Genomic DNA, 16,723 nt, shown 5'->3' on the forward strand with positions numbered 1-16,723 from the left:
GATGTCGGGCCGGGTTCTATCCGATTGGCGGGCAGGGCGCAAAGTGGGGGAATTTGCAGAGGCTCGTGCCCCGGACGCAGCGCAGCGCGTTCGGGATCGCGCTCCGTGCGACTCGGACGGTGCGCTGCAGAGCCGGGCCTATGTCGCTGCCATGGGTCCCGGCTCTGCGGAGCAGCGTTGCCGGACGATGCTACGCATCGCCTAGGCTGCACCGCGTCCGGGACACGATATCCGGGCGTTATCTCTGCTTCGGCCAGGCCGCCGCCACGGCCAGTGCCAGCCAGCTCGCAATCAGCAGCGTGCCGCCGGTCGGTGCCGCCATCGGGAAGAGGCCATGCCCGGCATAGTGCCGCAGCGTCAAATCGCCGGCGAACAGGCTCGCTGCGAGAACAAAGCCGAAAGCGGCCGCGGTGCCGATTTTCGCGTGAACGATCCCGCGCTCGGCCAACGCGACGGCGCCTAATATTGCGCTGGCGTGAAACAGCAACATCGAGGATGCCGACGCCAGCCGCGACGCATCCGCGCCATGCGCGGAGGCGGCCGCCAGCATGACGCCGTCGGCGCCCATGATGGCAGCGAGCACGATCAGGATGCGGCCGATGCGGTTCATCAGCCGCGCTCCTGCAACAGGCGCACCATCGCGGCGCGCAATTCCGGCATGCCGGCACCGGTGCGCGAGGATGTCACCAATACATCCGGAAACGCCGCCGGATGTTTGGCGAGCGCTGCCGCGGTCTCGGTGATATTCTTCTGAAGCTCGGCGGCCTTCACCTGATCCGCTTTCGTCAGCACGACGTGATAGCTCACGGCTGATTTGTCCAGCGTCTTCAGCACGTCCTTGTCGACATCCTTGATACCGTGGCGCGCGTCGATCAGCACATAGACCCGCGCCAGCGTGGCGCGTCCCAGCAGGAATTGATGAATCAGCCTGGTCCAGGAGGCGACCTGGGTCTTCGGCGCCGAGGCATAGCCATAGCCGGGCATGTCGACCAGCCGCAGCCCGGCCTTGTCAGGCCCTTCGAAGAAGATCAGTTCCTGGGTGCGGCCCGGCGTATGCGAGGTGCGCGCCAGCGCGTTGCGCCCCGTGAGCGCGTTGATCAGACTCGATTTGCCGACATTGGAGCGGCCGGCAAACGCCACTTCCATGCCCGCCATCGGCGGCAGTGTTTCGATCGAGGGCGAGGCCCAGACGAACTTCCATTCGCCGGCGAAGAGTTTTCGGCCCTCCTCGATCAGCTCCGCATCGGTTTCGGCGGTCATGCGACGCTTTCCATTATTCGTCATGGCCGAGCTGCCTCGCGCAGACTTGTCTGCGCTCCCGGCCATCCACGTCTTTCTTTTTCATCGCCCTAAGACGTGGATGCCCGGGACAAGCCCGGGCATGACGTCTTGGATAGAGTTGCGACCACAATTGGAAGTCGTCACGTTTTCTCGGCTGCCTTCTTCGGCGTGAACGTCGCCTTGAGATTGTCGAGCAGCTCCACCTTCACGCCGTTCTTGCGCATGATGTAGCTCTGCTGGATCACCGAGAGCAGGTTGTTCCAGGCCCAGTAGATCACGAGACCCGCCGGGAAGCCGGCCAGCATGAAGGTGAAGATCAGCGGCATCCAGTCGAAGATCATCTTCTGGGTTGGATCCGGCGGCGTCGGATTCAGCTTCATCTGAATCCACATCGTGATGCCCATGATGATCGGCCAGACGCCGAGCGCGAGGTAATAACCGATCACCGGTATATGCGTCGGATCGAAAGGCAGCAGACCGAACAGGTTGAACAGATTGGTCGGGTCGGCCGCCGAGAGATCCTTGATCCAGCCATAGAACGGCGCGTGCCGCATCTCGATGGTGACGAACAGCACCTTGTAGAGCGAGAAGAACACCGGGATCTGCAGCGCGATCGGAAGACACCCGGCGATCGGGTTGATCTTCTCCTTGCGGTAGATCTCCATCATCTCCTGCTGCTGCTTTTGCCGGTCGTCGGGATACTTGTCCTTCAGCGCCTGCAGTTGCGGTTGCACCGACTTCATCTTCGCCATCGACTCGTAGGACTTGTTGGCGAGCGGGAAGAACAAAAGCTTGATCAGCAGGGTCACCAGCAGAATGGAGACGCCGAAATTGCCGAACAGATGGAAGAAGTAATCGAGCGCCAGGAACATCGGCTTGGTGATGAAGTAGAACCAGCCCCAGTCGATCAACAGGTCGAAATGGTTGAGCCCGAGCTGCTTGTTATAGCCGCCGTGGCCGGCGAGCGGGAAATTGATGCCGACGACGCCGGCTTCCTTGGCCCCCGCAAACAGCCGCGCATTGGCGCTGCCGGTGCCGCCGATCGCAATGGTCTGCGGATCCTGCAGGTAGTCGGCCTGATAACGGACCTTGGCGCCAGGTTCGGCGAGGAAGCGAGCCTTGAGGCGCGCCGACGTGTCGGGCAACAGCGCCGCGGCCCAATACTTGTCGGTGATGCCGAGCCAGCCATTCGTCACATTGAACTCGAAGCCGCGCCCGCCATTGCCCAGAACAGGCGCCTCGGCGACGGCCTTGTAGCCGTGTTCCTGCAGGCCCTTGTCGCCGAGATAGCCGATCAGGCCTTCGTGCAGGATGTAGTAGCCGGAGACTTCCGGCGTGCCGTGGCGCGAGATCAGTGCGAACGGATAGAGCGTGACCGGCGCGCTGCCGGCATTGGTGACGTCGTCCTTGATGGTGAAGAGATAGCGGTCGTCCATCGCAATGGTGCGGCGGAAGGTGAGGCCTTCGCCGTTGTCGTATTTGAGCGTCACCGGGTTGCTGGGCGTCAGGCCGCCGGAACCCTCCTGCTGCCACACCGTATCGCGATCGGGAAGCCGCGCCGTCGAGCCCGGGGCAGCGACCCAGCCGAACTCAGCGTAATAGGGGTGCGCGGTGTTCGACGGCGAAAACAGCACGATCGCGGGCGATTTCGGGTCGACGGTATCGCGGAATTTCTCCAGCGAGAGATCGTCGATGCGCGCGCCTTTCAGCGAGATGCTGCCGGAGACCCGCGGCGTCTCGATCTTGATGCGGGGCGAGGCGGAAATCGCCGCGTCGCGGCTGACGACGGGCGCGGCCGCGCCCGGCTGGCCGGCCGGTGTGGTGGCGGAGGGCGTTGAGCCCGGTTGCGGCGTAGTCGAGCCCGGCGCCGTCTGCGGCGACGACTTGCTGAGCTCGGCCTGGGTCTGGCTCTGCGCGCGCTGCCGCTCCATCTGCGGCATGTTGTAGAAATATTGCCAGGCGATCAGCACGAGGCCGGACAGAATGACGGCGAGGATAGTGTTGCGATTATCGGTCATCGTTTTGGGGTCTCGCCATTTAGGTCATTTTGCGGCTCGCGCCGCCTCGTGTCGCCGGCTGCCGGTCGAGGCGATGCAGCGCCGAGCGGAGATCGTCGAGCATGGTTGCGAAGTCGCGGGTGAGCGCGGCGCGACGGCCTACCAGCACATAATCATGGTGCGGTCGCATTGATATGACGTCCAGCCGCTTCACCAGTTCGCGAAGCCGGCGCCGGATGCGATTGCGCTCGGTAGCAGTACCGTTCTTTTTGGTAACGGTGAAGCCTACTCGGATCGGGCCGTCATCGTCGCGGGCCCGGCCCTGCACCACGAAGGCAGCGCTGTTGGCCCGCGTGCCATTGGCAACGGCGAGAAAGTCCGCCCGCTGCCTCAGCCGATCCATGAATGAAATCTCCGGAAAGGATCCGGCTCAGGCGCTCAGACGCTTGCGGCCGCGCGCACGGCGGGCGGCGAGAACTTTGCGGCCGCCGGCAGTGGCGAGACGGGCGCGGAAGCCGTGACGGCGCTTGCGCACCAGTTTGCTGGGTTGATAAGTCCGCTTCACGGGTAGTTCTCCGCTGACCGGGCAATTTGCCTGTTGGATTGAGATGCGTCCGATGATGCGGGCCGGCCCGAAAACGGGCCATTTACGGCCCAAAGCGAGCCGCCCCCGGTGAAACCGGGCCATCGCGGACAATTGGCGCGGCTTATACGGGAGCGACCTGTTTTCGTCAATGTCGGGGGTTGCCGCATCAGGCGTTCTTTGAAACGTCGCAATTGGGGCGAATATATCTGTTTTCGTGGGGTTTTCAGGGGCAAGACCGCGGCACGCCCGGGCCCTCGGAACCACAGGACATTAGCGATCGGTAATTTGACCGCTAGGTCGCCCAAACGCATCCTCGGAATCGCGATACCGACCGATTTGGGCCCGGGGGGCTTGGGTCCGGCTCCAAAAGCAGAGATATCAAGGCGGATATTCGTGTCAGCGACCGACGACCAGCCGACCCTTCAAGCACCGCGGCCCCCGGCCCAGCGGCGGCTCGGCCTGTCCGGCAAGCTGCTGCTGCTGACGATCCCGCTGGTGATGATCGCGCTCTTGATGATCTACGTGCCGTCGATCGCGAATTTCTGGACCAACCGGCTGAACGACCGCCTGGCGGCGGCCAACACTGCTGCTTTGGTGCTGGATGCGGCCCCATTGGGAATGGTCCCGGATTCGCTGGCGCGCCAGATCCTGACCAGCGTCGGCGCGCGCGCCGTTGCCATCAAGATGGGACAACAGCGCCGGCTGCTCGCCAGCGCCAACCTGCCGGCGGCGATCGATCGCGATATCGACATGCGCACCCTGACGGTGTGGTCCGCGATCGTGGAATCCTTTGAGACCATGGTGGATACCGGCAACCAGACCATCCGCGTGGTAGGACCCGCGCCCGGGGGCGCGCACTTCATCGAGGTCGTGGTCGACGAAAAGCCGTTGCGGCTGGCGATGTACCGGTTTTCCAGCAATCTGCTGCTGGTCTCGCTGGGGATCGCGATGCTCGCCGCGGGGCTGGTTTACCTCGCGCTGCATTATCTGTTCGTCCGCCCGATGCGCCGGCTAACCGCCAATCTCGTCGGCTTCCACGAGAACCCCGAAAGCGCGGCCCGCATCATCGTGCCGAGCCAGCGCGGCGACGAGATCGGCGTTGTCGAGCGCGAGCTGTCCGACATGCAGCGCGACCTCGTCTCGATGCTCTCCCAGAAGAGCCGGCTCGCCGCGCTCGGGCTTGCAGTGTCGAAGATCAACCATGATCTGCGCAATCTTCTGGCGTCCTCGCAATTGCTGTCGGACCAATTGGCCAGCGTGCCAGATCCACGGGTGCAGCGCTTTGCGCCGAAACTGATGCGCTCGCTGGAGCGCGCCATCGACTTCTGCCAGTCGACGCTGTCCTATGGCCGCGCCCAGGAAGCCGAGCCCGACCGCCGCATGATCCAGGTCGAACCCGTGGTGACCGAGGTGCGCGAATCCGCCGGGCTCGCCGCCGACGCCTCGATCACCTGGATCAACGCCATCGAGCGCGGGCTTTCGATCGACGCCGATCCCGACCAGCTCTTTCGCGTGCTGCTCAACCTGGTACGCAACGCGGTGCAGGCGCTCGACAACCGCCCCAAGGGCGACGCCGCAACTTTGCAGATCCGCATCACCGGCCGCCGCGAAGGCTCGGTCGCGATCATCGAGGTTTCCGACACCGGTCCGGGCGTGCCGGCAAAGGCGCGCGAGCACCTGTTCGAGGCGTTCCAGACCTCCGGCCGCCAGGGCGGCAGCGGGCTGGGCCTGGCGATTGCCGCCGAACTGGTCCGCGCCCATGGCGGCGACATTCATCTGGTCGAAGGCACCATCGGCGCCACCTTCCGCGTCTCGATCCCCGACCGTCCGGTGGAACTGCAGAGCGTCCGCAACGAGCGGGCACGGGCGTAAGTAATTGATATTACATGTCATTCCGGGATGATGAGAAACATCGAACCCGAACGTCCAGAAGTAATGGCATGAGATTCCCCAATGTGCAGGGCGCATCTGAGGTTCGGGCCATCGTCCGTCCCCGAATGATGGAATTCCGCCCGGAATTGGTCCCCCGATTGCACTTCTCCACCTTGCAAAGCGAAGCCGGAGCGGGTAGCTAAAGCGCTCTTTCGCGACCGTCCGAGGCCTTTGTCGGACGCATCCGGGCTCCTTAAAGCCCAAATGCCAAGCGAAAAACGCGCCCGTAGCTCAGCTGGATAGAGCACCAGACTACGAATCTGGGGGTCAGGAGTTCGAATCTCTTCGGGCGCGCCACTTCAAAACTGCGATATTGCCGCCGATCACCGCCGGTCTTGCTCCGCGGTACCTCATTCGTCGTGCTCCGCACCCAAGTGCCGGCTTTGGCTCCATCCGCTCGTGGAGCACCCTTACGATCTCCACGTGGCCCGGCCGAACGACGCGGTAGAATAGAACGTGCACAGGCTGGCTCACTCTCGTCTCGCCGTCGCCGACACGCGCATATCGAAGGTGAAGGCTCCGAACGCCACGAGACAACTCGGCGCGGTCGCGCGTCGCCGCACCGTCCGGTTGAGCCGCGGCTTTGCGCATGGCAGCCGTGAGGAGCGCCGCATAGCGGCGCCTGCCTTCGAGTCCCCATCGTTCAGCACTGACAGCGAGGATTTGCGCAAGGTCGGCTCGCGCCAACAATGAAAGGCGGAAGCGCGCCATCCGGATCAGCGCGGCGGTTTGTCCGAGGGAGCCGTCAATCCTTCGAGATAGTCGTCGAGCTCGGCGTCATCCACTTCGACAAAATCTCCCCGATCAAGCGCATCGACGCCGGCCTTGATCTGGACGCGCAGGGCCTTCAGTTTCAGCGCATCTTCGCGACGCCGCTGCTGCAGCACGCGGAGCGCGTCGCGTACCGCTTCGCTTGCATTCTGATACTCTCCTGCTTTCACAACTTTTTCAACGAAAGCGTCCTGCTCGTCGGTCAGGCTGATATTGCGAGTGGGCATTGCTGTTCTCCCGGACGTCGGGAGGCTGTAGCATCTATGGCAAAGTTTGCCAACTTCGATCAGTGTGTCGCGCGGGCGGGACTGCACAAAGTCGCAGTCCGTCGCTGCCTTTCGGTTTGGTCGCACAGCGGGCCGCAGCATCACAGCGCCACGGCGAAACAATAGTGCCCATCTTCATCGGCCGCGGCGCGCCTTCGCGCTCGGCGTCGCCCTGAACCGCGTCTTCCGCTTGTGCGGCGACCAGTGCCGGCGCGCCGCGGGATCGAATGACGTTCCGATGACGTCGACATCGACCTTGAGCAGATCGAGCTCTCGCGTCATCTCGCGCAGTTCCTGACCCTTGCGCGCGATTTCCTCGGAAACGCCGATAGCCATGTTGCGCTCGGTGACCCGGCCCGGGCTGCCGACGAACATTTTGGCTCTGAGCCACTCCAGCCGCGCCCGCTGCGTATCGCGCGCGAACTTCTTTTCGACGAACTGTCGCCGTGCATCTACATAGGCCGCCAGCAATTCGACCTCGGACATTTTGTACAGGGCGTCGGCTGAAACGCTCATGGCCGCCGGCTCAGACGACTGGGATTGGGTTCATGGCATGTAGCAGGTCAAACCTGTTCTACCTGGCACTGGGATCGTCGACTTGATGAAACCTTCCTTCAATCGGTTTCATCGAGCAAAGCATGTGCCGCCTTATTCCGCCGCACAAGCCAAGTCCGATCAAGGGCCTGCCATTTCCTGCGCCCCGCCGAGCAGCGTGACGTTGAGTCTGCCGCCAGTGAACAACATGTCGTCCAGCGCTTCGCTGATGTCGCCGGATTCGACCGTCGAACCGCCATCCCGAAAAATGCTCGCTTGCGCGATACGCCGCATCAGTTCCTTGATGAACGCGGCGCTGACGCCGTTAGTGCGGTTCACGGTCTCATCAATGATGGTCTGATCCATCGGCAGGTCCTTGCCATAGAGCTGAACAAGCTTGCTGCGGCCGATGCCGTCGGGCAGCGGCACTTCGATCGCCTGGTCGATGCGTCCGGGCCGGCCGGCCAGCGCGCCTTCAAGCTGCTCCGGCCGGTTGGTGGTGAGGACGAACAGGATGTCGGAATCTTCCTTCAGCCCGTCCATTTCGTTGAGCAGCTTGTTGAGCAGCGGCTCTTCACACGATCCCATCTCTTCGCGATCGCGGGCGATGAGGTCGACGTCTTCGATCACTACCATCGTCGGCTGCAACAGGCGCGCCAGCTTCATATAGGCGCCGAGCAACCCCACCTGCTCGGCCGTGATGATCAACGTCGTATGTCCGGGCAAATTGGTCGCGAGGTAACGGATCGTGTGCGTCTTGCCGGTGCCCGGCGGGCCGTAAAGCAGGATGCCCTTGCGGGTCGATTGGCCCAGCTTGCGAAGCGCCGCGCGATTGCCGACAAAGCCCATGACGTTGCGATCGAGCAGCTTCAGCGTCTGTTCGGGCAAGATGACTTCCTCACGCCCGACTGCCGGCAGCCGGTGCACCATGACCCCGCTCGACCGTCCGCGATAGTCGGATCCACCTTCGAGCGAAAGGATCTTGCCGCGATAGGAACGCGCGGCGTGCACCGCCTCTTCGAGCTCGGCGAACGAACGTTGCACCAATGCGTCGCCGGCGGCGCCGGCCGGCACGGCGATCTCGATGCGTATCGCAGCGTCATGCTGGTATTCGCGATGAAACGAAAGCAGCACGGCGTAGCGGAGCTCGCCGGCCCTGCACAGCCACAGGCCGTTATGCAGGCATTTCACCGGCTGCGCTTCACCGATCTCGACGTCGTGGTATTGCGGCGGCGCAAGCGCGGGTGCGTTCCGGCCATCCTTCATCAGGGCCGCAAATGCCAGCGTCTCATAGCGATATTCCTCGTGAATGCCGAAGAAGTGCAGAGGCGAGGCGAGCAACTTGTCGACCGCAACCTGGACGTCGGCGCGCATGTGGTCGGGAAACTGCCGCGCTCTCGTCACCAGTTGGTTCCGCGGGATTCCGGCAAAGTGCCAGTCAAGCGCGAGCCAGGCGTATTTGAACTCGTCTCCGGGCACGGCCTCCGACGCGCGCCTGACGTCAAGCAGGCAACTGTTGCAGAGGCACGCTGTCCTGCCGGCGAGCGGGATTTCACTGCCAGTCGCCGGTGCTCCGCAAAGATCGCATGCGCCGTTCGTGGTCGCGGTTTCGCTCGTGATCAGCAAACCATGACCGGCGGCGCTGATGCTTTGCCGTGCCGAATCCAGCAGCGCCTTGGCGACCGGGCTCGGGTAGGGGCCGCAGGCCACCTTCTCTTCGTTCTCGATCAGCGCGGTGAATGCGATCGCTTCCCGTTCCGACTTGCCGAAGACGCTGCGAAGGAGCTGCCGGACGAATTCGACGGGCGTATCGTCGTCATTATGAATGAAGAGCGTGATGGACCTGACGTCGGTGCAAATGTCATCCATGAAAGGAAAGATCTCCTACGCGCTGCCCAAGAACAAAAAGAGAACATAGGCGGCGAGCCGCGTCAAGCGGTAAGAGAACCGCCACGGTGCATCGGTCGTTCAAGAGTGGATCGCCGTCCTCTGGATTCAACGCAGAAGAAAACTTGCGTCGTGCCGGATTCGGGTGATGCTATCCGATATTTTCGGGCTGCAGCGTGTCCCAGGTGACCGCATCATAGCGCCACAGCGAAGCAAAAGTTCTAGCCGCTGGCCCGCAGTGTCAGACCAACGTTACAGCTTCCCAACGTTCTCAAAACTACGATCAGCATTCTCGACTCTTCACCGTACAGTCGAGCGTGAAGTTACTGCTAGGGACCATGGCGGGGTTTCGGCGTTCGCACCGGCCCTGAAAGGGCCTTGGGATAAGCTCGCAGGCGTTGTCTTAGGGAAGTTGCGCAGGTCTCTCTTGTGTTCGCCTGATGAACTCCATCATGAGGGAGAGTGCTGGTTCGGCGTGCGTCTCGAGCAGCTTATGGCCGGCGTCGAGAACATGGGCTTCCATCCTCGGCAGCGCCCGCATCCATGACAGGATCTCGGCGAGGTCGAAGAAGGGATCGTGGCGCGCCCAGATCATCAGAGAAGGCGGCTGCCATCGTTCGAGATATGCGGCGATTTCATCGAACCGGGCGACGTAGTTTCCGTAGTCCCTGACGAGCGCGCGCTGCGTGTCCATCCGGCCCGGCAACTGCATCACCCGCCAGTCCTCCTCCCAGCTTTCGGCCGGGACTCGCGCCAGGTCCGGCGGCATCCCGCCGAGATACCCGTTGCGAACGCCCTCGAATGTCAGATGCGCGGTCGCAGCCGCCTCGTTCTCCGGGCTTGGATGCGACCAGTAGTCCATCACCGGGGCCCATTGCGACCCGAGCCCGGTTCGATGAGCGTTGGCGTTCTGGACGATGTGGCCCAAGACTTGTTCCGGCGCCTGCATGGCGATGTGAAACCCCACCGGCGCGCCGAAATCATGAAGGTAGATGTAACGCGGCCCGACCGCGAGCCGATCCAGCAACTTCGAGATGGCCCCGCCAAAGGCGGGAAACGAGGGCGACGGCAGAACGTCCGACTTGCCGAAGCCAGGCAGATCCGGCGCGATCACGTACGCGGCCTGCGACAGCTCGGGCACGATTTCACGAAAATAGCCCGCCGAGCCCGGAAAGCCGTGCAGGAGCAGCACCGCCGGCCTGGACGCGTCACCTGCCGTGATGAAGGACAACTCCGTGCCTCCGGACAGGCGAAGTCGTTGACGGATCGGTGGGCGCATGTCCGGACTCCTCTCCTTGACCGATTGATCACTCGCAAGCGGCGCGACCGGAACGGAGCGCTACGGCTCCCGGTCGTCGCGATGATCGGCGAGCCCGCTCGTCACGCGTCGGGTGACTTCCTTCATGTCCATGTCGACGCCGCTGCCGGTCTGGCGCTCCAGCCCGTAGACCTCTTCGGGGAAGTTCATCTTGCTCAGGATGGCGTCGATCTCCTCGTGCTTGTCGGGCGGGAACATCTGAGCGGGATCACCGACTGCCACCCATTTGATCGGGACGAGCGAGTTCGGCGGCAGCACGCTGCGCACGTGGACCACGCCGTCGATGCGAACCTCGGTGCGCCGCCTGATGACCGCGCCTTGATAGATTTTGACGCCCGTCGCCAGAAAACACTCGTCCTCGACGATGCAGCCCTTGAGCGAAGACAGCGGCCCGATCAGGACATGGTCGCCGATCCTGACGGCGTTCCGGCTCGTGCTGCGGATATTGAGGTTCTCGCGCACGACGCACTGGGCGCCGATCCGAACCGGCGCGCCATGCGCCTCGATCACCGCCCCGAACGAGACGTGCGTGCGCGGACCGATCGTCACATCACCGCAGATCACCGCCGTCGGGGCCACATAGGCAGTCGGATCGATGTTCGGCCGCTTGTTCTGATGCTCGATAAGCATGGGGCGGACTCCTGTCTGGAAGAGACTAATAGGCCAGACCAGTGCGAGTTCCGCAGCGCGGAGGCCCACCTGCCGTTCGCAATCGCCGCATCGAGCCGCCGAAATTGCACGGGGAATTTGGAGCCAGATGAGCCAAGCTCCAGCGGGGAAGCCCGGCTATTCGCAAGGCCTCCGCATTTTCTCGCGAAAGGAGGGCGCGACACACTCCTCCGGTTCTGCGCTCCGTGCTACCGCGCCTGGGAAGAATGTTGTGAGCCACTACCGGCGCTTAGGCGCCCGCGTCCTTGATCGCGGCTTCGAAGGTCTTGGCGTCGAAGGCCGGCATGCTTTGGACCCGCCCCAGACCTTGCGTCGTGTACCAGACGGAGAACGCGAGCATCGCCCCCTCATTCGGGGCATCGACGATATCGACGAAATCGTAGTAGCCCTGCGTGTAGTGGATCGACTCGACCTTGATGCCCAGCTTGTCGAGTTTTGCCTTGGCCTTGCCGATCCGCTCCGATTGCTTGCTTGCCCACTCCGGGCTCAGATTACCAAGCAGCACATATTTCATGGCCACCTCCACGTGATGTCGATCAGTTGCGCGAAGGACCACGCGATTATACGCCTTCCGGCGGCCCATGCCCATGCCATTCTGCGTAGCCGGAACACTGGCTGTAGGGCTCCCCGGCCCCCTATCTGGCCGGCAAGCGCTACAGCCAGCGCCGTACCCGCGCGCAGTAGCGGCGATAGACGTCCCCGAATTTGCGTTCGAGATAGGCTTCTTCGCGGGCGATCACACCGTGGCGGATGACCAGCGCGAAAGGCGCCAGCGTCATCAACAGCCAGAAATTGTTGAAGGCAATGGCCAGGCCGATGAGCCCCAGCACCATGCCGAGATAGATGGGATTGCGCGTGAAGCGGTAGGGGCCAGTATCCACGATGGTCGTCGTTGGCAGGTTGGTGGGCACGTTCGAGCCGGCCCGGGTCATGGTAGAGATCGCCCACCCGAATAGCGCCAGCGCAAGCGCAAACACTATCGCGCCCAGCCAGCCTGCAGGCAGCGCGGCCGGCAAGAACGGCAAGGGCATGAGCCAGTTGAGCGCGAATCCGGCAAGCACCGCGAGCGCCCACGCGATCGGCGGCCGGACAATGACATTGGCGGTATCGGCCGTGTCAGCCATGGCGGGACCGGTAAACCTGCACTCCTCTTGATGGGGCCGCTGAAGACGATTTGCAAGTGTGGGCGCAAAATCAGACAGCGAGATTTGCCTGTTGGAGCGCGTGGCGAGCCACGGCAGCGCCACGGTCAAGCAATAGCGCCTCTTCGTCGGCCGTGGCGCGGCAGGTCGGTACAAGACTGGACAAGGCCGGAGGAGCCGGTCGCGCAGCGCGATGCGAGGCATCGTCCGGAGACGCACTTCGCACTCCTCACCATGAGGACGCAGTAGAATTAGCCGTTGCTGCCGTCGCTGTCTCAGAAATGATGCACCCCCAGCGCCGAGAATGCGCCGTCGTGCGGCTCGTGGCCGTCCATGGTCGGCTGGCCGAGAAAGCCGAGCTGCAGCGGGATCGGATGCAGCAGCGACGTTGGTATCGCGCCCGCGGTGTCGAGCAGCGGTATGTCGTGCTGCGCGGCGCTGGAAGAATCGGTTGTGCTCGACGTCAGGCCGGAAAGGTTCGTCGTCAGGGGCTCGAGCAGGCTGGTGGCCGGTGCGTCATGCATCAGGCCGGTCACCGTGCCGGTCAAGCCATTGAGGAGATGGCTCGCGGTGCCGGTCAGGGTCGTCGTCAGTTGCCCCACGGTGGCGCTCACGTTTGCGATCGTACCCGACACCGTTGCAAGCGCTGTGTCGACGATGCCGGTGAGGCTGTCTGCAAGATTGTGAATGGATGCGCCCAGATCGAGCGAGGGTGCCATGGGGCTGCCGGACGGCGCGTTGCTCGCGCCTGCTGATGGCGCGTGATCCAGCACTGCGCTGAAGCTGGATAGTACGGGCGTCGATGCAAAAGGCTGTGTGGCGAGCACTTCAGCCGAGGGAACGTCGGCGAGCCTCGCGCCCGCATCCGCTGGCTGGTTCGTCGCCGTGGCGTGGACCGCAGGCGTAATATCGGCCGCTGGAGATTCGATCGTGCCGGCATGCTGGTCCTCACGGCCGGGTGCGGGATCGGCCGGCACCAGCGCTGCCGGGACGGCCTCGGCTGGATGCAGAGGCGGGGCCGCCGGCTCTGCCGCGCGCGCCGGCTCGTGCTCCAGGCGGTGCAGCACGGTATCGGCGTCGTTGAGCAGGCCGAGCAGCATGGTGGCGAAAGCAACCGATTCGGTTGCCGCGAGATGACGGCTGCGCTCGGCTTCGTCGGAGCGGCGGGCGTTCTTGACAGCTTCGGCCATGGCCATCTCCTCCTCAGCGTTCGCGGAACGCGCGGGTGATCTCGTCGCGCAGCGGACCGAGCAGATATTCGAACAGCGTGCGCGGACGCGTCGGCACGATCACCTCGGCGGGCATGCCGGCCTGCAGGTCGATGCGCGCCTTCTTGACGTCGTTCGGATCGAGCGCGACCTCGACGGCGTAGTAGCCTTGTCCGGACTTGTCGTCGGTCAGGCGGTCGGCGGACACCGTGTGCACGGTGCCGTAGAGCCGGGGCCGCTCGATATAGTTGACGCCGGTGAGCTGCACCTCGGCGCGGTGGCCGACGGCGACGTCGTTGATGTCAGAGAGCTTCAGCTTGGCGGCGGCGATCAGCGGATTGTCGGTGGGCACGATGTCCATCAGCCGCGCGCCGGGCTGGATCACGCCGCCCTCGGTAAAGACGTCGAGGCCGACCACCGAGCCGGTTGCCGGTGCCGTAATCCGCGTGCGGACCAACACGTCCGTGGCAGCGTCGATCTTGGGCGCCAGTTCGGCGAGCTTGTTCTCGGTCGCGCGCAACTGGTCGGTGATCTCGCTCATGCGCGCACGTTCCACCCTGGCGATCTCGAGATCGTTCTGCGCGATCTGCTGCTGCATGCCGGCGATGCTGGCCTGCTGCGCGCCGATATCGGCCTGCAGCCGGGCGTCCTCGCGCTGCAAGGCGAGGATGCGGGTCTTCGGCGTATAGCCCTGTGCGAACAGATGCTGCGCGCCGTTCATCTCGTCGGTCAGCAGCTCCCGCTGCTTCTCGGTGCCGGCAAGCTGCGCCTGCGTGCCCGCGATCTGCGCTTCGAGTTCCTTGATCTTGCCGCGCAGCACCGCCGTCTCGGCGGCGAACTGGTGCTTTCGCGCCGCCATCATTGCGGTCTCGTTGGCCATGGCCTGGCGCACCGCGGATAGTTCCCTGCGCGCGCGGAGATGTTCGTCGAACTCCGGCGCATCATTTCGGTCGCGTTCGGCGACCAGCCGTGCGCGCGCGGCCAGCGCGGCGTCGCGATCGGCCGTGAGCACGTCGAGCTTGGCGCGCGGGTCGCTGTCGTCGAGCCGGATCAGGAGCTGACCTTTTTCGACGCGCGCGCCGTCGCGCACGGTGAGCTGGCGCACGACGCCGCCATAGGGGTGCTGCACGCTCTGCCGCCGTCCCTCGACCTGGAGGTTGCCGTTGGCGATGGCTGCGCCGGAGATCGGCGCCAGCGTTCCCCACATCGTCATAACGGCCACGAACGCTGCCACCACGCCGGCACCGAGTAGCGCCGGCCGCGAGGGGCGTGCGTAGCGCGCACGGTCGCGCATCGGGCTGAAGCCGTCGCCGATCGCCGTCATGACGCGCGCCCCGCGGCGGCCTGCTGCAGGGCGTGGTAGACCTCGCCCGGGGGACCAAGCATATCGAGCATGCCGCCCCGCAGCACCATCATGACGTCGACGATGTCGAGAATGGTGGTGCGGTGGGTGATCACGATGATGGTGGCACCCTCGCTCTTGGCCTGCAGCAGCGCCACCTTCAGCGCCTCTTCGCCGGGAGCATCGAGATTGGCATTGGGTTCGTCGAGCACGAGCAACGGCGGCCGGCCGAGCAGCGCTCGCGCCAGTGCCAGACGCTGGCGCTGTCCGCCGGACAGGCCGACGCCGCCGGGACCCAATCTCGTGTCGTATTGCTTCGGCAGGTCGAGCACCATCTCGTGAATGCCGGCGCGCTTGGCGGCGTCTATGATCTCGTCCGTCGAAGCGTCGCCGAAGCGGGCAATGTTCTCGCGCACGGTGCCGGCGAACAGGCCGACATCCTGCGGCAAATAGCCGACATGGCGGCCGAACTCGAGCGGATCCCAGTGGCTGTAGTCGAGCCCGCCGAAGCGCAACCGTCCATCGGCCGGCGCGATGGCGCCGACCAGAAGGCGAGCCAGCGTGCTCTTGCCGGAGCCGCTCGGGCCGACGATGCCGAGCGCCTGGCCGCCGCCAAGCTCGAACGTCAGGTCCTTGATGACGGGCTCCTTGCGCGCCGGCAGCAGGCAGCGCAGTTCGCGCACCTCAATGGTATTGCGCGCCCGCGGCACGATGGTGTGCGGCGGCGTCAGGTCGATCTCGCCGAGCAGTTCGCGCACTTCCGCATAGGCCTCGCGCGCGCCGATGAACTGCTTCCAGGTGCCGACCGCCTGTTCCACCGGGACCAGCGCCCGGCCCATCACGATGCTCGCGGCGAAGATGGTCGCCGGCGTGATCGCGTGGTCGATGGCGAGCCAGGCGCCGGTGCCGAGCATCAGCGATTGTAACAGCAGACGGAAGAAGCGGATCGAGGAGGTCATCACCGCGTTCTTGTCGCTGGCCTGCGCCTGCTGCACCAGCATCGACGAGCGCTGGCTCTGCCAGTTGCGCTCCACTGCCGGCTGCATGCCCATCGCCCGGATGACGTCGGCGTGGCGCAGGATGTTTTCGGTGAACACATAGGACTGGTTGCCGGCGGCCTCCGCTTCCTTCATCGGCTCGCGGGTCATCAACTCGTTGAGACCGGCGAGGCCAAGCAGCAGAACCGCGCCGATGGTCGCGACGATGCCGAGCAGCGGATGGATGAAGAACAGCAGCATCAGATAGATCGGGATCCACGGCAGGTCGAACGCGAAGTAGATGCCCGGGCCGGTCACGAAAGTGCGGAACTGATCGAGATTGCGCAATTGCTGCGCGCCGCGCGATGCGCCGCGCTGTGCCGAGCGCACCACCAGCGCCTCAAACACGCGCGCCGACAATTCCATGTCAAGGCGGATGCCGCAGCGAATCAGGATGTAGGAGCGCACCGCGTCCAGCGCCGCCATGGTGAGCAGCGCGATCGCCAGGATCAGGGTGAGGAGGACGAGCGTGGAGACGTTCTCGTTGAGCAGCACGCGGTTATAGACCTGCATCAAGTAGAGCGGCGAACTCAGATAGAGCAGGTTGATGGCGCTGGAGAACAGCCCGGCCCAGAGGAATTGCGGCCATAGCGCGACCAGCGCCTGGCGAACGTCATCGGTCCGTCGCGCCGGCGCGACGGAGTCGTCGAGGGCGGTCAGCATGCCCGTAGGCATTCGGCAATCACCTTAAGCGGGTTGATATGGCGCTGCGCGATCCACTCGTGCAGTGCAGGCATTGGAGACGTGGCGTGG

General features: G+C 64.3%; 17 protein-coding genes and 1 tRNA gene. 2 read left to right on the plus strand and 16 right to left on the minus strand.

Features of this window, described 5'->3' with window-relative positions; genetic code table 11:
• Nucleotides 1-238: 238 nt before the first annotated feature.
• From LMTR13_RS02580 to rpmH, 5 genes are all read right to left on the minus strand, one after another.
• Nucleotides 239-610, minus strand: coding sequence for a DUF423 domain-containing protein (locus tag LMTR13_RS02580; protein WP_065726542.1), 372 nt, complete (start codon nt 608-610; stop codon nt 239-241).
• A complete protein-coding gene (gene yihA, locus LMTR13_RS02585; RefSeq protein WP_065732367.1) occupies nt 610-1,260 on the minus strand; it encodes a ribosome biogenesis GTP-binding protein YihA/YsxC in 651 nt (216 codons plus the stop codon). The genes LMTR13_RS02580 and yihA overlap by 1 nt, the downstream gene beginning before the upstream one ends.
• Before the next feature lie 161 nt (nt 1,261-1,421).
• Nucleotides 1,422-3,299 carry a membrane protein insertase YidC gene (gene yidC, locus LMTR13_RS02590; RefSeq protein WP_065726543.1) on the minus strand — a complete coding sequence of 626 codons (1,878 nt, stop codon included), beginning with the start codon at nt 3,297-3,299 and terminating at the stop codon, nt 1,422-1,424.
• A 19-nt stretch (nt 3,300-3,318) separates the two neighbouring features.
• Nucleotides 3,319-3,681, minus strand: coding sequence for a ribonuclease P protein component (gene rnpA, locus LMTR13_RS02595; protein WP_065726544.1), 363 nt, complete (start codon nt 3,679-3,681; stop codon nt 3,319-3,321).
• Nucleotides 3,682-3,708: 27 nt separating this feature from the next.
• Nucleotides 3,709-3,843 (minus strand): 50S ribosomal protein L34, encoded by a 135-nt coding sequence (gene rpmH, locus LMTR13_RS02600; RefSeq protein ID WP_008542748.1) that lies wholly within the window; start codon nt 3,841-3,843, stop codon nt 3,709-3,711.
• A 414-nt stretch (nt 3,844-4,257) separates the two neighbouring features.
• On the opposite strand from rpmH, the gene LMTR13_RS02605 reads away from it, so the two are divergent.
• Both LMTR13_RS02605 and LMTR13_RS02610 read left to right on the plus strand, forming a co-directional pair.
• The gene (locus LMTR13_RS02605; RefSeq protein ID WP_065726545.1) at nt 4,258-5,736 is read left to right on the plus strand and encodes an ATP-binding protein; all 1,479 of its coding nucleotides are present in this window, start codon (nt 4,258-4,260) and stop codon (nt 5,734-5,736) included.
• 280 nt (nt 5,737-6,016) lie between these two features.
• A tRNA-Arg gene (locus LMTR13_RS02610) sits at nt 6,017-6,093 on the plus strand.
• On the opposite strand, the gene LMTR13_RS43490 is transcribed toward LMTR13_RS02610, so the two are convergent.
• The 11 genes from LMTR13_RS43490 to LMTR13_RS02660 all read right to left on the minus strand — a co-directional run bounded on the left by LMTR13_RS43490 (nt 6,064) and on the right by LMTR13_RS02660 (nt 16,645).
• On the minus strand, nt 6,064-6,507 hold the full coding sequence (locus LMTR13_RS43490; RefSeq protein WP_083218627.1) for a type II toxin-antitoxin system RelE/ParE family toxin: 444 nt from the start codon (nt 6,505-6,507) through the stop codon (nt 6,064-6,066). The genes LMTR13_RS02610 and LMTR13_RS43490 overlap by 30 nt on opposite strands.
• Before the next feature lie 5 nt (nt 6,508-6,512).
• Nucleotides 6,513-6,794 carry a type II toxin-antitoxin system ParD family antitoxin gene (locus tag LMTR13_RS02615; RefSeq protein WP_065726546.1) on the minus strand — a complete coding sequence of 94 codons (282 nt, stop codon included), beginning with the start codon at nt 6,792-6,794 and terminating at the stop codon, nt 6,513-6,515.
• A gap of 174 nt (nt 6,795-6,968) precedes the next feature.
• Complete coding sequence (locus tag LMTR13_RS02620) at nt 6,969-7,349, minus strand: hypothetical protein (RefSeq protein ID WP_065726547.1); 381 nt, start codon at nt 7,347-7,349, stop codon at nt 6,969-6,971.
• 159 nt (nt 7,350-7,508) lie between these two features.
• On the minus strand, nt 7,509-9,236 hold the full coding sequence (locus tag LMTR13_RS02625; protein WP_065726548.1) for an ATP-dependent Clp protease adaptor ClpS: 1,728 nt from the start codon (nt 9,234-9,236) through the stop codon (nt 7,509-7,511).
• Nucleotides 9,237-9,657: 421 nt separating this feature from the next.
• Nucleotides 9,658-10,533, minus strand: a complete 876-nt coding sequence (locus tag LMTR13_RS02630) for an alpha/beta fold hydrolase (RefSeq protein WP_065726549.1) — start codon at nt 10,531-10,533, stop codon at nt 9,658-9,660.
• 60 nt (nt 10,534-10,593) lie between these two features.
• Nucleotides 10,594-11,202 carry a gamma carbonic anhydrase family protein gene (locus tag LMTR13_RS02635; RefSeq protein ID WP_065726550.1) on the minus strand — a complete coding sequence of 203 codons (609 nt, stop codon included), beginning with the start codon at nt 11,200-11,202 and terminating at the stop codon, nt 10,594-10,596.
• A 268-nt stretch (nt 11,203-11,470) separates the two neighbouring features.
• Entirely contained in the window at nt 11,471-11,755 is a 285-nt protein-coding gene (locus tag LMTR13_RS02640; RefSeq protein WP_065732368.1) for a GYD domain-containing protein, read from the minus strand.
• Nucleotides 11,756-11,894: 139 nt separating this feature from the next.
• Nucleotides 11,895-12,488, minus strand: a complete 594-nt coding sequence (locus LMTR13_RS02645; protein WP_335622095.1) for a methyltransferase family protein — start codon at nt 12,486-12,488, stop codon at nt 11,895-11,897.
• 170 nt (nt 12,489-12,658) lie between these two features.
• Nucleotides 12,659-13,573, minus strand: a complete 915-nt coding sequence (locus tag LMTR13_RS02650; RefSeq protein WP_156795396.1) for a hypothetical protein — start codon at nt 13,571-13,573, stop codon at nt 12,659-12,661.
• Between the two features lie 13 nt (nt 13,574-13,586).
• Nucleotides 13,587-14,915: an HlyD family type I secretion periplasmic adaptor subunit gene (locus tag LMTR13_RS02655; protein WP_065726553.1), complete on the minus strand. Its 1,329-nt coding sequence runs from the start codon at nt 14,913-14,915 to the stop codon at nt 13,587-13,589.
• Entirely contained in the window at nt 14,912-16,645 is a 1,734-nt protein-coding gene (locus tag LMTR13_RS02660; RefSeq protein WP_236843264.1) for a type I secretion system permease/ATPase, read from the minus strand. Before LMTR13_RS02660 ends, LMTR13_RS02655 begins: the two co-directional genes overlap by 4 nt.
• Between the last annotated feature and the right edge of the window lie 78 nt (nt 16,646-16,723).

Origin of the sequence: Bradyrhizobium icense, from assembly GCF_001693385.1 — a bacterium.
GTDB classification, from domain to species: domain Bacteria; phylum Pseudomonadota; class Alphaproteobacteria; order Rhizobiales; family Xanthobacteraceae; genus Bradyrhizobium; species Bradyrhizobium icense.

Bases quoted from the DNA above. Each gene is read 5' to 3' on its own strand.
- LMTR13_RS02650 (WP_156795396.1), bottom strand. From the start codon at position 13,573: ATGGCCGAAGCTGTCAAGAACGCCCGCCGCTCCGACGAAGCCGAGCGC.
- LMTR13_RS02655 (WP_065726553.1), bottom strand. From the start codon at position 14,915: ATGACGGCGATCGGCGACGGCTTCAGCCCGATGCGCGACCGTGCGCGC.
- LMTR13_RS02625 (WP_065726548.1), bottom strand. From the start codon at position 9,236: ATGGATGACATTTGCACCGACGTCAGGTCCATCACGCTCTTCATTCAT.
- LMTR13_RS43490 (WP_083218627.1), bottom strand. From the start codon at position 6,507: ATGGCGCGCTTCCGCCTTTCATTGTTGGCGCGAGCCGACCTTGCGCAA.
- LMTR13_RS02640 (WP_065732368.1), bottom strand. From the start codon at position 11,755: ATGAAATATGTGCTGCTTGGTAATCTGAGCCCGGAGTGGGCAAGCAAG.
- LMTR13_RS02620 (WP_065726547.1), bottom strand. From the start codon at position 7,349: ATGAGCGTTTCAGCCGACGCCCTGTACAAAATGTCCGAGGTCGAATTG.
- LMTR13_RS02615 (WP_065726546.1), bottom strand. From the start codon at position 6,794: ATGCCCACTCGCAATATCAGCCTGACCGACGAGCAGGACGCTTTCGTT.
- yidC (WP_065726543.1), bottom strand. From the start codon at position 3,299: ATGACCGATAATCGCAACACTATCCTCGCCGTCATTCTGTCCGGCCTC.
- rnpA (WP_065726544.1), bottom strand. From the start codon at position 3,681: ATGGATCGGCTGAGGCAGCGGGCGGACTTTCTCGCCGTTGCCAATGGC.
- LMTR13_RS02635 (WP_065726550.1), bottom strand. From the start codon at position 11,202: ATGCTTATCGAGCATCAGAACAAGCGGCCGAACATCGATCCGACTGCC.
- yihA (WP_065732367.1), bottom strand. From the start codon at position 1,260: ATGACCGCCGAAACCGATGCGGAGCTGATCGAGGAGGGCCGAAAACTC.
- LMTR13_RS02660 (WP_236843264.1), bottom strand. From the start codon at position 16,645: ATGCCTACGGGCATGCTGACCGCCCTCGACGACTCCGTCGCGCCGGCG.
- LMTR13_RS02630 (WP_065726549.1), bottom strand. From the start codon at position 10,533: ATGCGCCCACCGATCCGTCAACGACTTCGCCTGTCCGGAGGCACGGAG.
- LMTR13_RS02580 (WP_065726542.1), bottom strand. From the start codon at position 610: ATGAACCGCATCGGCCGCATCCTGATCGTGCTCGCTGCCATCATGGGC.